Origin of the sequence: Hohaiivirga grylli (genome assembly GCF_039655745.1) — a bacterium.
GTDB lineage: Bacteria > Pseudomonadota > Alphaproteobacteria > Rhizobiales > Beijerinckiaceae > Hohaiivirga > Hohaiivirga grylli.
Map to the genome: position 1 here is coordinate 418,505 of NZ_JBBYXI010000001.1, position 13,853 is coordinate 432,357.

A 13,853-nucleotide genomic window follows, 5' to 3' on the forward strand; every position below is an offset into this window, starting at 1 on the left:
GAGATACTCTCATCCTAAGGGCTGTATTGCTAAAGTAATATCGCCGCCATACCTCCTTAGCCATGCGAATACTGCTTGTCGAAGATACATTTGACGTTGGTGAGGCTATAACCCGCCGTTTTGAAGCGATAGGTCACACTGTCGACTGGGAAACAAATGGAAAAGCCGCAGCAGAAGTTCTGTCCTTCACGACTTACGATCTGGTTATTCTTGATGTCATGCTGCCCGACTTAAGCGGCTTTGATATTCTTACGACATTACGAAGCGCCAAAAATACGACGCCGGTCTTGATGCTGACGGCGCGTTCCGAAATTGATGACCGTGTCGGAGCGCTTGACCTTGGTGCAGACGATTACTTGGTGAAACCTTTTGATTTCAGAGAGCTTGAAGCCCGGGCTCGCGTTCTGATGCGCCGGGGGAGTGGTGAGGCAACCAACACCATAACCTGTGGTGATATTACCCTCGACCTCTCCAACCGATCTGTCAAAATTGGTAAGCGGGAAATACAGCTGAAAAGGCGGGAGATCACACTCCTCGAGATTCTGGCATCACGACCGGGGCGGATTTTCAGCAAGGATGAATTGCTCAATAAGCTTTTTGGCTTTGAAGAAACCGTCAATTCGAATGCTGTTGAGCTTTATATTGGGCGTCTGCGAAAAAAACTTGAGGGGGCAAAGGCGCGTATTGTAACGCTTCGGGGCCTTGGTTATCAGCTGGTGCCTGATGAGACCTGAACCTTCACTTTTCAGACGTCTGGCTTTACGCATTTGCCTCGTTTTGGCATTTGGTGCGGCCATTCTCATTAGTGCGGCATGGTATTATGCACGTATGGCTGCGGATGATGCCTATGACAGATTGCTGCTTGGTGCTGCCCTGCAGATTTCAGAAAACCTGACCGTTGAATCCGGTGCTATTGTTGCGACACTGCCAACTTCAGCTTTCCAGCTGCTGGGCCTTGCTGAGAGCGATCGTATTTTTTACCGCATTGTTGGCCCCTCCAATCAGACTTTGACGGGCTATAATGATCTGAAAACCAAAGAAGCACTTGATAAAATTCAGACAAAACCTGTGCTGGAAACAGGAACGTATAAGGGAGAGCAGGTTCGGATAGCCATTGTACCGCGAACATTATCTGATCCTGCCGTTCCCGGACGTGTTCATATTATTGTTGCGCAAACAACAGAAGCCCGCCGGGCGCAGGCAGAAAAACTGACGCTCCAGGCATCTTTACTTGTTGTTGTCATGAGCCTTGTAGCGCTTGCTGGAGCAATGTTGGCCATTCGTTATGCCTTACAGCCTTTAGAAGAACTTGGCATGACGTTACGGCGTCGCGATCCGCGTAATCTGACACCGGTTAACGTTCCGGTTCCGCGGGAACTAAAGCCCTTTGTTGGGTCAATTAATCATTTCATGCATCGCCTTAATGAGCGTGTTTCGCTGCTTCAGCGTTTTGTGGCAGATGCAGCGCATCAGATCAGGACACCACTGACAGCCTTGTCTGCGCAGATTGATCTGCTTGAAAGTGAAAAGCTGGATGCTTCAGGTCGGCAGCATCTTGAGCGTATTCAGCAGAGGACCAGTGAACTTGCGCATCTAACCAATCAGCTTTTAAGCCATGCAATGGTTATCCATCGTGCGGATTCCGTGCAGTTAAAGCCTTACAATCTTATTGATGTGACACGGCAGGCTTTTCGCGCGGCCGTTCCAATCACGCTTGACCCCGATATCATTGTTTCTTTTGAAGCTCCGGATGATGACCCGATCATTCTGGCTGATGCGGTCAGTCTGCGTGAGGCCATTGTCAATGTTATTGATAATGCTCTGCGCCACGGTACCCAATCACGGCTCGAAGTTCGGGTTTGTATGGCAGAAGATCAAGCCACGGTTGAAGTTGAGGATGATGGCTCCGGCATACCCCCGGATGAATGGGAGCATGTAACGCGACGATTTGAAAGTTCAAAACACAGCGAAGGTGGTTCAGGCTTGGGGTTTGCCATTGCCTCAGAGGTTTTGACAGCCCATGGCGGCCGTTTACGCTTTCGTGAAAAGGAAGCTGATCGCAGAGGGTTTACGGTTATCCTTGAACTTCCATGTCTGAATGCTGAAGAGGCACGTTATATGCGGCTTGCCAGTCAGGCACCATTTGCAAGTCAGCAGTCTTAGGATGCGAAAGGCATTTTGGAAATGAGTTTATATCGTCTGATCCAGCTGTGCTTTACTCTTCTACTGGTCGGATTGGTTTATTCTTCCGCGCAGGCGTCAGAAGGGGAAACGGCTCATTTTCCAGCTCTCCAGACAGAAACCGCCCGGCTTGAAATTCATGCTGCGACCGACACGGTTGCAATGGAACCATTGATCAGGGATTTCCAGAAAACAGCGCCGGATATTGCAATCGATTTTGTTGAATATGTTACTAATGATTTACAGGATAAGGCTGAGATTACCTGTCAGAACAAGGCAGTTATTGGTGATCTGCTGATCTCATCTGCCATTGATCAACTCGTTAAGCTGGCAAATGATGGTTGCGCTCTTGCCCATGTCTCAGCAGAAACAAAACGGGTTGAAGATTGGGCAAATTGGCGAAACGAGATTTATGGTTTCACTTTTGAGCCTATTGTCTTTGTGTACAATGCGCACCTGGTGCCACCTGATGATGTCCCACGGACACATGCTGCACTGGCAGACCTCCTCAGACAACGGATAGACTATTACCGGGGGCGAATTGGTACCTATGATATCCGCGTGTCGGGTGTTGGATATCAATTGGCTTTTGAAGATACGCGCCAGCCATCATCCATTCACGGGCGGCTGATTGAAAGCATGAGCCGTGCAGAGGTTAAAGTACATTGCTGTACGAATAGCTCCCTTGATGAAGTCGCCAGTGGTCGCTTGTATATTGGCTATAATATTATTGGTTCATATGCCTATGCGGCTTCTTTGAAGAACCCTGATCTTAAAGTCGTTGTGCCGCGCGATTATGCACTTATTCTGAGCCGTGGCGCACTTATTCCGAAAACCTCGAAACAGCCAGCGCTTGCAGCCCGGTTCATTGATTATCTTTTGTCAGAACGTGGGCAGGAGGTCGCGCGTCGTGAAGCTTTCTTCTTCCATAAAGATGCTAATCTGCCCGAAGGGGTGGATGGCCCAAAGACTTTGGAAGAATCTGGTATCTCACGGCCAATTCGTATCGGCCCGGCTTTGCTGGCTATGCAGGATGAGGCCCAGCGGCGACGGTTTATTGCAGACTGGAGCCGATTGATGATTGATATCAAGCACCCAACAGCTGCACCCTAAAACTTATATTTCCCGGGTAATCACTCATACTCTCCAACGGCTTCGGCTAAAGCACTAGACAGGAATTCTTGACGCTGTTCCCTATGGTGTCCAAGGATACCGCTTCAGGACACAAAGGCCTGAGTATACGAACCTATGGTTTGTATACGCATAATCTGGCGATGCCCGAAATTATTCGGGCACGTTAAAAACAAAAAATATAGGGAGGGACGTATGTCTCGTATTCTTTCACAGCTTCTGGCGCTGGCCGTTGCTTCATGTGCAATGATCTCATCTGCTCATGCCGAAGATCTGGTTCGTCTGGGAAATCTCAAGTTCGCCCATTATGGTGCAATTTCATATATGAAAGAGATTGCTCCAAAATATAACCTCAAGATTGATGAGCGCATGTTTGCGAAGGGGATTGACATTACGCCTGCGATTGTCTCAGGCCAGATAGATATCGCAGCAAGTGCTGTTGATGCGGCCATTGCAGGGCGTGCTCAGGGTGTGCCGACTTTCGTAGTGGCTGGCTTTGCTGAAGGCGGTGCGCGTATTGTTGTCGGCAAAAACAGCAATATCAAAAGCATCTCAGAGTTTAAGGGCAAGAAAGTTGGTGTGGCCCGTGGTGGTGCGCACGAGCTTTTGCTGTTCGCCGAACTGAATAAGTACAATCTCACCTGGTCAGATAAGCCGGGCAAGGATGTCCAGATTGTCTATATGGCTTTTGCTGATCTAAATCAGGCATTGAATGCCGGTGATATTGATGCCATGGCCCAGTCTGAACCACAGGCCAGCCAGGCAATCAGTCAGGGTTTTGGTGTTGAGTTGCTCAAGCCTTATGACACAGAACTCGGTATGCCAGTTCGCGCTCTGGTAATGACTGAAGAGATGTACAAGAACAAACCGGATGTTGCGAAACGCGTACTGCAGCTGTTTGTTGAAGCAACCAAGACATTCATTGAAAACCCGGCACTGGCCGAGAAATACGTTCGTGAGCAAATGTTCAAGGGGCAGATTACATCGCAGGATTATAAAGACGCGATTGGCAACTCTCCGTTCACCTACAACATCACGGTTGAGCACGTACAGAAAACAACCGACCTGATGCAGAAGTACAATGTTGGTCGTATGGCTAACCCACCTGTTGCCAAAGACTGGGTCAAGCTTGATCAGCTTGAAGCTGCCAAAGCTGCAATCGGTGCGAAGTAATCCGCAATGTTTCAAACGTCTAGCTTTAAAGCGCTCTCTTCAATCAAGGGAGCCATTGTTCCTGTCATAGTACTTGTTCTATGGCAGGGACTGTCGTCATTCGGATTTGTGAAGCCAACAATCTTGCCTTCTCCAATTGCAGTTGTCCTGCGCTGGTTCGAATATCTGCTCCCTCATGCGTCTTATGATCCAGCTCAGGGCAGTTGGCTGACATGGGCATTTTCAGGAGAGCTCCCTCATGATGCATGGGCAAGTTTATATCGTGTCATCGTTGGCTTTGCGATTGGTGGTGTCTTGGCTTTGCCATTAGGGCTTTGGATGGGTGCAAGCAAACTTGCCAATGATCTTATGAACCCGCTCATTCAGTTCCTGCGTCCCATTCCGCCCATTGCCTATATTCCTCTGGCAATGTTGTGGTTTGGGCTTGGAAACCCTCCGGCCTTCTTCCTGATTAGTATTGGCGCCTTCTTTCCAATTCTGATTAACACGATTGCAGGTGTGCGAAATGTTGACAGCATCTATATCCGTGCCGCCCAAAACCTGGGCGCAAACCAGATGACCATGTTTCGACGTGTCGTGCTGCCTGCTGCAACGCCTTACATCCTGACAGGAATGCGCGTTGGTATGGGCACGGCTTTCATCTGCGTGATTGTTGCTGAAATGATCGCCGTTAACAGTGGTGTCGGTTACCGTATTCTGGAAGCCCGTGAGTACATGTGGTCTGACAAAGTGATCGCGGGTATGATTACCATTGGTTTTCTGGGGTTGATGATTGACCTGTTTATGGACCGTCTGAACCGGCGCCTGTTGCGTTGGCATCGCGGTATCGGCAGCTAGGAGGAAGAAATGGAAATGTCTATGACCTCTGTCGCAGGTACGCATGAAATCAAGGTTCTGGGTGTCAACAAGGTTTTCGGTGATGCTGAAACGGGTGTTGTTGCTCTGAAAGATATTGATCTGACGATCCAGCATGGTGAGTTTGTCTGTCTTCTGGGGCCATCAGGCTGCGGTAAGTCGACACTTCTCAATGCCGTTGCCGGGTTCTCTCTGCCATCTACCGGGGATATTCTGGTTAAGGATGTTTCGGTAACAAAGCCGGGTCCGGATCGTGGCATGGTCTTTCAGGAATATGCCCTGTTTCCATGGATGGATGTTGCCAAAAACATTGGTTTTGGGCTTGAAATCAAGGGAACGCCGCAAGCTGAACGTGAGGCGATCGTTGAACGTCTCATGCAGAAGCTGGGCTTAAGCGATTTCCGTAATCGTTTTCCGAAAGACCTTTCTGGCGGTATGCGTCAACGCGTTGCTATTGCCCGCGTTCTTGCCCTTGATCCACCGATCATGCTGATGGATGAACCGTTCGGGGCACTGGATGCCCTGACGCGTCGCTCGTTACAGGATGAGCTTCTGCGGATATGGGAAGAAGAACGCAAGACGATCATCTTTGTAACGCACTCAATCGAAGAAGCGATTTATCTGGGCTCCCGGGTTGTTGTCCTGACTTACCGCCCGGGCACGGTTAAAACCGATATCACTATTGATATCCCCCGCCCCAGAGATACAAGTTCAGCCGCTTTCAATGATATGAAACGTAAACTGGGCGCGCTTGTGATGGAAGAGCATCAGCGCTTTTCTGAGGATGAGCGACGTGGTGGAACGTTTGACTAAATAAAGAAATATGAGGCTGCACCCTTAGGCAGCCTCATATACTGCCTCATTAAGTATTTTGAATAAAAAGCAACCTTACCTATTGCAAATCTTGGCAACGTAAGAGAACGTAGCAAAGAGTTTAAAAGAGGGAATAGGATGCGACTTGTCGTTGTTGGCTCTTCGGGGCGCATGGGGCGTATGCTTATCAAAGCAATTGCTGAAACAGAGGATTGTACTCTGGTTGGGGCAATAGAGCATGAACACTCACCATTTGTCGGGCAGGATGCCGGGGCGCTTGCCGGATTGCCTGCACCACTTGGTATCCCGTTGAGCACCGACCCTCTGCCATTGTTTGCAAATTGTGATGGTGTTATTGACTTTACGGCCCCGGCTGCAACATTGGGCTATGCCGAACTGGCCGCGCAGGCTCGTATCGTTCATGTCATTGGCACAACGGGTCTGACAGAACCGGACTTCGAAAAGCTGCGCGCAGCTGCGCGGCATGCCCGTATCGTTCAGTCCGGAAATATGTCTCTTGGCGTCAATCTGTTGGCGGGCCTTGTCAAAAAGGCCGCAGCAACACTCGGTGCTGATTTCGATATCGAAATTCTGGAAATGCATCACCGTATGAAAGTTGATGCACCATCCGGTACGGCTTTGCTTCTGGGTGAAGCAGCAGCTGAGGGCCGAGAAATCTCTCTTAAAGAACATTCTGTTCGTGTTCGTGACGGACACACGGGGGCTCGTGAACGTGGCTCTATCGGGTTTGCAACCTTGCGTGGTGGTACGGTTATCGGAGACCACAGTGTTATCTTTGCCGGGGCTTCTGAGCGCCTTGAATTGGTTCACCGTGCAGAAGATCGTGGGATTTTCGCAAGTGGTGCCATAAAGGCAGCCCAATGGGCCTTTAAGCAAAAGCCCGGTTATTACACCATGACGGACGTTCTGGGCCTGTAATTGTCATTTGCATGCGTCACTAAATCCTCTTGGCGTAAAGCCTCGGTGCGCATCTAGATAAACATGGATTCGTCAGCGTCTCTCAGAGGGGCTGGCTATCTTAACCAAGTAAGCTACGGAGAAGACCAATGGATCGCCTTCTTGTTCTCGCCCGCCATGGACAGAGTGACTGGAATCTCAAAAACCTTTTTACTGGTTGGAAAAACGTTGAGCTCACAGATCTCGGTGTTCAGGAAGCTCGTGCAGCCGGACAGCGTCTGAAGCAGAGGGGTATCGGTTTTGATGTTGTCTTCACATCTGACCTGATGCGCGCCCAGAAAACTTGCCAGCTTATTCTGGAAGAACTAGGCCAGACCAATATTGAAGTTATTCATGATCAGGCCTTGAATGAGCGCGACTATGGTGACCTGACAGGTCTGAACAAGGATGATGCGCGTCAGCGTTGGGGTGAGGAGCAGGTTCACATCTGGCGCCGTTCTTATGATGTTGCCCCTCCCGGTGGTGAAAGCCTGAAGGATACGGTTGCTCGTGCGCTTCCATATTACGTCACCAATATCCTTCCACGCGTTATGCAGGGGCAGCGCGTTCTGGTTGCGGCCCATGGCAACTCACTGCGTGCGTTGATCATGGTTCTTGACCGTCTGAACTCCCAGACAATTCCAGGTGTTGAGCTCTCTACAGGTGTTCCGCTGGTTTATAAGCTGGATGCAGACACAAGCGTTATCGAGAAGACTATTCTCGAAGCGTAAGTTTTAAAGCAGATATGGCCGCTCTTACTCTTGCTCCGGGCTTGGTTTATTACCCGGATTACCTTGATCAGCAGGCTCAGCAGAGCCTGCTGGATGATATTCGAGATATTGTCAGGCAGGCCCCCCTTTTTACACCCTCTATGCCTAAAACGGGGAAGCCCTTCTCTGTCCGTATGAGTAATTGTGGTCCTTTGGGCTGGGTATCTGACGTTCAGGGCTATCGCTACCAGCCAGACCATCCAGTGACCCATAACCCGTGGCCACCGATGCCCGCACGTTTACTTGCGGCCTGGCGTGAATTAAGCGGCTTCGCGGCAGACCCGGATGCCTGCTTGATCAACTATTATGCTTCAGATGCCCGTATGGGCTTACATCAGGATAAAGATGAGGCAGAGTTTTCTGCCCCGATTGTGTCACTATCATTTGGGGCAACTGCCCTGTTTCGTTACGGTCTGACAGAAGATAAACCATCGCCTACCAAGTCTGTCAGGTTACGCTCAGGTGATGCAATTGTCTTTGGTGGACCATTCCGACTTGTCTATCATGGCATAGATCGGCTGTTTCCTGGCACATCTACGCTTGTTCCCTCTGATGGGCGGATTAATCTGACACTTCGAAAAGTAACGGCTGTTGCCTGAGTAAAATTTATTCTGGATATCGAAATTTATTTTCCGGAATTATGCATGGCTTAGTATTTGATTCACTCTCTGTGGTTAACTGTAGAGGTGTTTGATTGTCTTGGCATTGCCATATTTGGTTGTCATGAGCAAAATGTCGTTGTGAGGAAAGCGCCCGATGATCCGTTGGCTCATAGTTTCTGTTTTGTTGGTTTTGTCTTCGGTCGCTTCTGCTGAAGCCGTTTATCCGGCAGGTTCCCGTATTGGTCTCCAGCCTCCAGGAGAAATGCAGCTTTCAAATCGTTTCTCAGGTTTTGAGAATGAAGAGCTGCAGACGTCCATCACGTTTGTTGAATTGCCTGCAACAGCGTATAGTCAGGCCATGTCTGATCTGACAAAGGCTGGTTTGAAACGTCAGGGCCTGCGTGAAAATGTTCGGCAAAATTTCAAGGTTAATGGTGAGGATGCGTTGCTGGTTGGTGGTCAGCAGACCGTCAGTGGTCAGAAAATCCGCAAATGGATTGTGGTGTTGGGCGACAGCACAATGACAGGCTTCGTGATTGCACAAGCACCGGTCGATAAAAAGGGCTTCTCGGATGCCGATATGATTGCGGCTTTGAAAACGGTCGCTTTACGGGCCCCGCTCAGCTTGCAGCAGCAGGCAGAGTCATTGCCATTTACGATTGGAGATCTGGCAGGTTTTCGGATTGTCCGTGTTATCAGTGGTAACTCGATTATTCTGACGGAAGGTCCGAAGGATAATAATCTGGATGGTGAACAGCCGGTCATTGTTATCGGTGTCTCTATGGGTGCGCCCGCGGCTGACCCTAATGCACGTGACAGTTTTGCCAGAGAGCTTCTTGCTTCAAGTCAGAACTTACGGAATATCTTTTATGAAAGATCAGAGAATTTTCGCTTCAAGGGTGATGACTGGCACGAGATTGTAGCCCGTGCCGTTGATACCCTGTCTGCCCGACAGGTGACGGTATTGCAGTCTATCCGTTTTCGTGGCGGTGGTTATATCCGTATGCTGGCTATGGTTAAATCTGAGAACCGTACAGGAACGCTTAGCCGCTTTCTGACACTGATCAATAGTGTTGAGTTCAAAGAATAGCTAAACCACTTTCTATTATGAAAGGAGAGCCGGTGCTTCGGTTCGGTAAAAAGATACAAAAAAAACGATCGATTGTTGTTGGCTCCATTCTACTTCTTATTGTCGGATTTCTTATCGTTAGAAGCTGGTCCGGGCACAAGGAGGCAGAACCGGTGCCTGCACCGCTTGTAACAGTTGTGCGGGCAGAAGTACGTGATCTTGTTGAGAGCACGAGCGTTACCGGTACATTAGTCCCCTTTGAGGAGATATTGGTTACGCCAGAAGTTGATGGTTACAGCGTGGTTGAGGTCTTGGTGGATGAAGGCGCCGAGATCAAGAAAGGTCAGGTTCTGGCCCGCCTGTCCCGCGGAATTCTGGAAGCCCAGATAGCACAGCTCGACGCTACAATCGAACAGGCTAAAAATCAGATTGTTCAGGCTGAGGCCTCTGATATTGAAGCACAGAAAGCCTTACAGCGAACAATCGCCCTCAGTAAAAGCGGCAATACAACGGATGCGCAGCTGGAACAACGACAATCAGCCGCCCGTGCCGCAGAAGGACGTCTGGCTGCTGCCCGTAATGGTTTGGCAATTGCAGAAGCGCAGCGTGCAGAGACTGCGGTCAAACTGGATAATACAGATATCAAGGCCCCAGAGGCTGGCATTATCAGCCGTAAGACGGCGCGTGTCGGTGCGGTCGTTTCTTCTGCCAATGAGCCTCTGTTCCGGATTATCGCCAATGGGCAGATTGAGCTTGAAGCGGATGTCCCTGAAACACAGCTTTTAAGTTTCCGGGAGGGGGCTTCCGCTCTTATTAGCATTGATGACAAACATCAGCTGCATGGGACAGTTCGCCTGGTTTATCCGGAAGTTGATCGCAAAACGCGGCTGGGTAAGGTACGCATTGCCGTTGAAAGCAATCAGGGCTTGCATATTGGAGCTTTCGCGTCTGCAACCGTTGAACTGGCGCGTCAGAAAGGTATTGCTGTACCGATGACTGCCGTAATTTATGGTGTTGATGGTACAACCCTACAGGTTATTAAAGACAATAAGATTGAAACGCGAAATACCAAAACGGGTATCAGTGGTGAGGGTTTCATACAGATTCTTGAAAACCTTACAGAAGGTGAGATCGTTGTTGCCCGTTCCGGCAGTTTCTTACAGGACGGCGATCAGGTTCGTGTGTTTGATCCGGCTTCAAATGCATCCGGGAAGGAACCTTGATGCGTTTAAATGTTTCGGCTTGGGCTATTCGAAATCCGATCCCACCTATCGTTTTATTCATCGTCTTAACGGTGCTCGGTCTTTTCTCATTTGCCAGTCTGCCAATCACACGTTTCCCTAATATTGATTTTCCGCTCATATCCGTCACTGTAACGCAATCGGGGGCAGCACCTGCTGAGTTACAAAATCAGGTAACCAAGAAGGTTGAAGATGCTGTTGCGGGTGTTAATGGCGTCAAACATATCACATCAACAATCTCTGAAGGAACGTCTTCGACGTCCATTGAATTCCAGATGGAAATCAATTCAGACCGGGCATTGAACGATGTTAAGGATGCCATTTCAAAAATCAGGGCAGATCTGCCACGTAGTATAGATGAGCCAATTGTACAGAGATTTGATATTGCAGGTTTGCCGATTGCAACCTACGCGGCCTATGCCCCTGCAATGACAACTGAAGAATTGTCTTGGTTCGTCGATGATGTGATTGCAAGGAACCTGCAAAGTGTTTCAGGTGTCTCCCAGATTCGGCGTATCGGTGGAGCAGATCGTGAAATACGGGTAACATTACGTCCCGATCGCCTGCTTTCTCTCGGTGTTACGGCGGCTGAGATTAATCAGCAGTTGCGTATGACAAGTGTTGATCTCACAGGCGGGCGCGGAGAGCTGGGCGGTCAGGAGCAGTCTATCCGAACGCTTGGCGGTGCGCAGACACTTCAAACTTTGGCGGCAACGAGTATTGTGCTCTCGGGTGACCGTAAAGTGCGCCTTGATGAGCTGGCTACAATCTCGGATACCTCGCAGGAACCACGTATTTTTGCGACTTATAATGGCGATCCGGTTGTTGCTTTCTCGATTTCCCGGGCATCGGGTACAAGTGATGCGGTTGTCGCCGAAGCAGTTAGCCGTAAGATTGCTGAGCTCGGCAAAAAACATCCGGAAGCGCGTCTTGAACTGATTGATACTGAAGTCACTTACACCGTCGGTAATTATCAGTCTGCAATGCATACCTTGCTGGAAGGTGCATTCCTTGCCGTAATTGTGGTTTTCCTATTCCTTAGGGACTGGAGAGCAACTGTTATTGCGGCAATTGCACTTCCTTTATCAATATTGCCGACCTTCTGGGTTATTAGCCTGCTAGGGTATTCCCTTAATCTCGTCAGCCTGCTTGGTATTACGCTTGTGACGGGTATTCTGGTTGATGACGCGATTGTTGAGATTGAGAATATTGTCCGCCATATGCGTATGGGCAAATCGCCATATCGGGCTTCTCTTGAAGCAGCAGATGAAATTGGCCTTGCCGTAATTGCTATTACCCTGACCATTGTTGCAGTCTTTGCTCCGGTCAGTTTCATGAAGGGTATTGCTGGTCAGTATTTTAAACAGTTTGGTATCACAGTTGCTGTTGCCGTTCTGTTTTCACTTCTGGTTGCACGTTTAATTACACCTCTCATGACCGCCTATTTCCTTAGAGCGCATGAGGCTGTTGAAGAAAAAGACGGTACGGTTCTCAGCTTTTATACAAAACTTGTCGATTGGTCTGTCCGGCATAAATACCGTACGCTTGCCATAGGCTTCGGCTTCTTTGTGCTTTCGATTATGTCGACAGGGTTGTTGCCATCAGCCTTCATGCCGGAAGAAGATATCAATAGATCTGTTTTTGTTGCTGAGTTACCTCCCGGTGCGCGTTTGGTTGATACACGCCGTGTGACAAATGAAATAACCAGGCAGTTACGCGAGATGCCTGAAGTTAAGTCAGTGATTGTCAGTGGTGGCGCCAAGATGCCCCAAGGGGCAGATATCCGTATGGCAACCTTATTCGTGAATTATGTTCCGAAGGGTGAACGCTCGCTGAGACAAAAACAGCTTGAATCCAAAATTACCAAGATTGTCTCTGACATTCCGGATGTTCGTTTCTATGCTTTAAATGATGGTGGACAGCGTGCGTTCAGTCTAACGGTTGCAGGCTCAAACGAAAGCGATGTTATTGCCACCGCAAATGCCATGCAGCGGGAAATGAAGACTATTCCGATACTTGAAAGTGTTTACTCAACAGTACCACTGGACCGGCCTGAAATTCGGTTGCGTCCCCGTGCAGGAATTGCTGCTGAACTGGGTGTCTCAACGGATGTTATTGCAGAAACAATTCGGGTTGCGACTATTGGTGATGTGGAGGCAAATCTCGCTAAATTCAGTGCGGATGACCGGCAGATACCTATCCGGGTGCAACTCCCAGACCGGGCGCGCAGTGATATTGTCCTTTTGCAGACTCTGAAAGTACCAACAGCTTATGGCGCTGTGCCGCTCAGTACGATTGCAGAATTTGAGCTTGGACGCGGGCCTTCATCAATTGACCGTTATGATCGCGCATTGCGGATTGCGTTGGAGGCTGACCTCAAGGGAACAGATGCTCTTGGTGAGGCTGTTGCGGCAGTCATGGAACTGCCTGCTGTCAAAAACCGACCGGCAGGTGTTGAGATTCGCCAGTTTGGCGATATTGAAGTGATGACAGAGGTCTTTACAGGCTTTGCTCAGGCAATGGGTATTGGCCTAATGCTGGTGCTTGGTGTTCTAATCCTTCTCTTTTCCAACTTCCTGCAACCATTCACGATTTTGCTGTCATTGCCGCTCTGTATCGGTGGGGTCATTCTCGCATTGCTGATGACCAATAATTCCATTTCGATGCCGGTTGTGATTGGCATTCTGATGCTGATGGGTATTGTGACCAAAAACGCAATCATGCTGGTGGATTTTGCAATGGAGCGTGTGGCCCAGGGCTGGGATCACATTGATGCAATTGTTGATGCAGGCCGAAAACGGGCCCGGCCCATCGTGATGACAACATTGGCTATGGTTGCAGGTATGGTGCCAAGCGCACTGGCATTCGGTTCTGGCGGTGAATTTCGTGCACCAATGGCGATTGCCGTTATCGGCGGCCTGACGGTTTCAACTGTTCTTTCGCTGGTGTTTGTGCCAGCCTTCTTTATCCTGATTGATGACCTGTCAGGTTTTCTGGGACGAAAACTAGGTCGTTTTGTTGGAGAGAAAGAAGATTAAGATTGGTGACTGATTTCAGAATA

Annotated in this window: 12 protein-coding genes; all 12 read left to right on the forward strand. The window is 49.3% G+C overall.

Translation table 11 applies throughout. The features are described from left to right. Positions 1-62: 62 nt before the first annotated feature. The 12 genes from WJT86_RS01795 (at position 63) to WJT86_RS01850 (ending at position 13,830) form a co-directional block, all read left to right on the forward strand. Positions 63-734: a response regulator transcription factor gene (locus WJT86_RS01795; protein ID WP_346335776.1), complete on the forward strand. Its 672-nt coding sequence runs from the start codon at positions 63-65 to the stop codon at positions 732-734. After that, positions 724-2,163 (forward strand): sensor histidine kinase, encoded by a 1,440-nt coding sequence (locus WJT86_RS01800; protein WP_346335777.1) that lies wholly within the window; start codon positions 724-726, stop codon positions 2,161-2,163. Before WJT86_RS01795 ends, WJT86_RS01800 begins: the two co-directional genes overlap by 11 nt. 21 nt (positions 2,164-2,184) lie before the next feature. Further along, on the forward strand, positions 2,185-3,294 hold the full coding sequence (locus WJT86_RS01805; RefSeq protein WP_346335778.1) for an ABC transporter substrate-binding protein: 1,110 nt from the start codon (positions 2,185-2,187) through the stop codon (positions 3,292-3,294). Between the two features lie 213 nt (positions 3,295-3,507). Beyond that, entirely contained in the window at positions 3,508-4,485 is a 978-nt protein-coding gene (locus WJT86_RS01810; RefSeq protein ID WP_346335779.1) for an ABC transporter substrate-binding protein, read from the forward strand. Positions 4,486-4,491: 6 nt separating this feature from the next. Beyond that, on the forward strand, positions 4,492-5,322 hold the full coding sequence (locus WJT86_RS01815; protein WP_346335780.1) for an ABC transporter permease: 831 nt from the start codon (positions 4,492-4,494) through the stop codon (positions 5,320-5,322). Between the two features lie 9 nt (positions 5,323-5,331). Next, positions 5,332-6,153 (forward strand): ABC transporter ATP-binding protein, encoded by an 822-nt coding sequence (locus tag WJT86_RS01820; RefSeq protein ID WP_346335781.1) that lies wholly within the window; start codon positions 5,332-5,334, stop codon positions 6,151-6,153. 138 nt (positions 6,154-6,291) lie between these two features. Then, entirely contained in the window at positions 6,292-7,092 is an 801-nt protein-coding gene (gene dapB / locus WJT86_RS01825) for a 4-hydroxy-tetrahydrodipicolinate reductase (protein ID WP_346335782.1), read from the forward strand. A gap of 128 nt (positions 7,093-7,220) precedes the next feature. After that, on the forward strand, positions 7,221-7,841 hold the full coding sequence (locus tag WJT86_RS01830; protein WP_346335783.1) for a 2,3-bisphosphoglycerate-dependent phosphoglycerate mutase: 621 nt from the start codon (positions 7,221-7,223) through the stop codon (positions 7,839-7,841). 14 nt (positions 7,842-7,855) lie between these two features. Then, a complete protein-coding gene (locus WJT86_RS01835; RefSeq protein ID WP_346335784.1) occupies positions 7,856-8,479 on the forward strand; it encodes an alpha-ketoglutarate-dependent dioxygenase AlkB family protein in 624 nt (207 codons plus the stop codon). 157 nt (positions 8,480-8,636) lie between these two features. After that, positions 8,637-9,572 (forward strand): hypothetical protein, encoded by a 936-nt coding sequence (locus WJT86_RS01840; RefSeq protein WP_346335785.1) that lies wholly within the window; start codon positions 8,637-8,639, stop codon positions 9,570-9,572. 152 nt (positions 9,573-9,724) lie between these two features. Further along, a complete protein-coding gene (locus tag WJT86_RS01845) occupies positions 9,725-10,774 on the forward strand; it encodes an efflux RND transporter periplasmic adaptor subunit (protein WP_346335786.1) in 1,050 nt (349 codons plus the stop codon). Continuing rightward, positions 10,774-13,830: an efflux RND transporter permease subunit gene (locus WJT86_RS01850; RefSeq protein ID WP_346335787.1), complete on the forward strand. Its 3,057-nt coding sequence runs from the start codon at positions 10,774-10,776 to the stop codon at positions 13,828-13,830. Before WJT86_RS01845 ends, WJT86_RS01850 begins: the two co-directional genes overlap by 1 nt. The last annotated feature ends 23 nt before the right edge of the window (positions 13,831-13,853 follow it).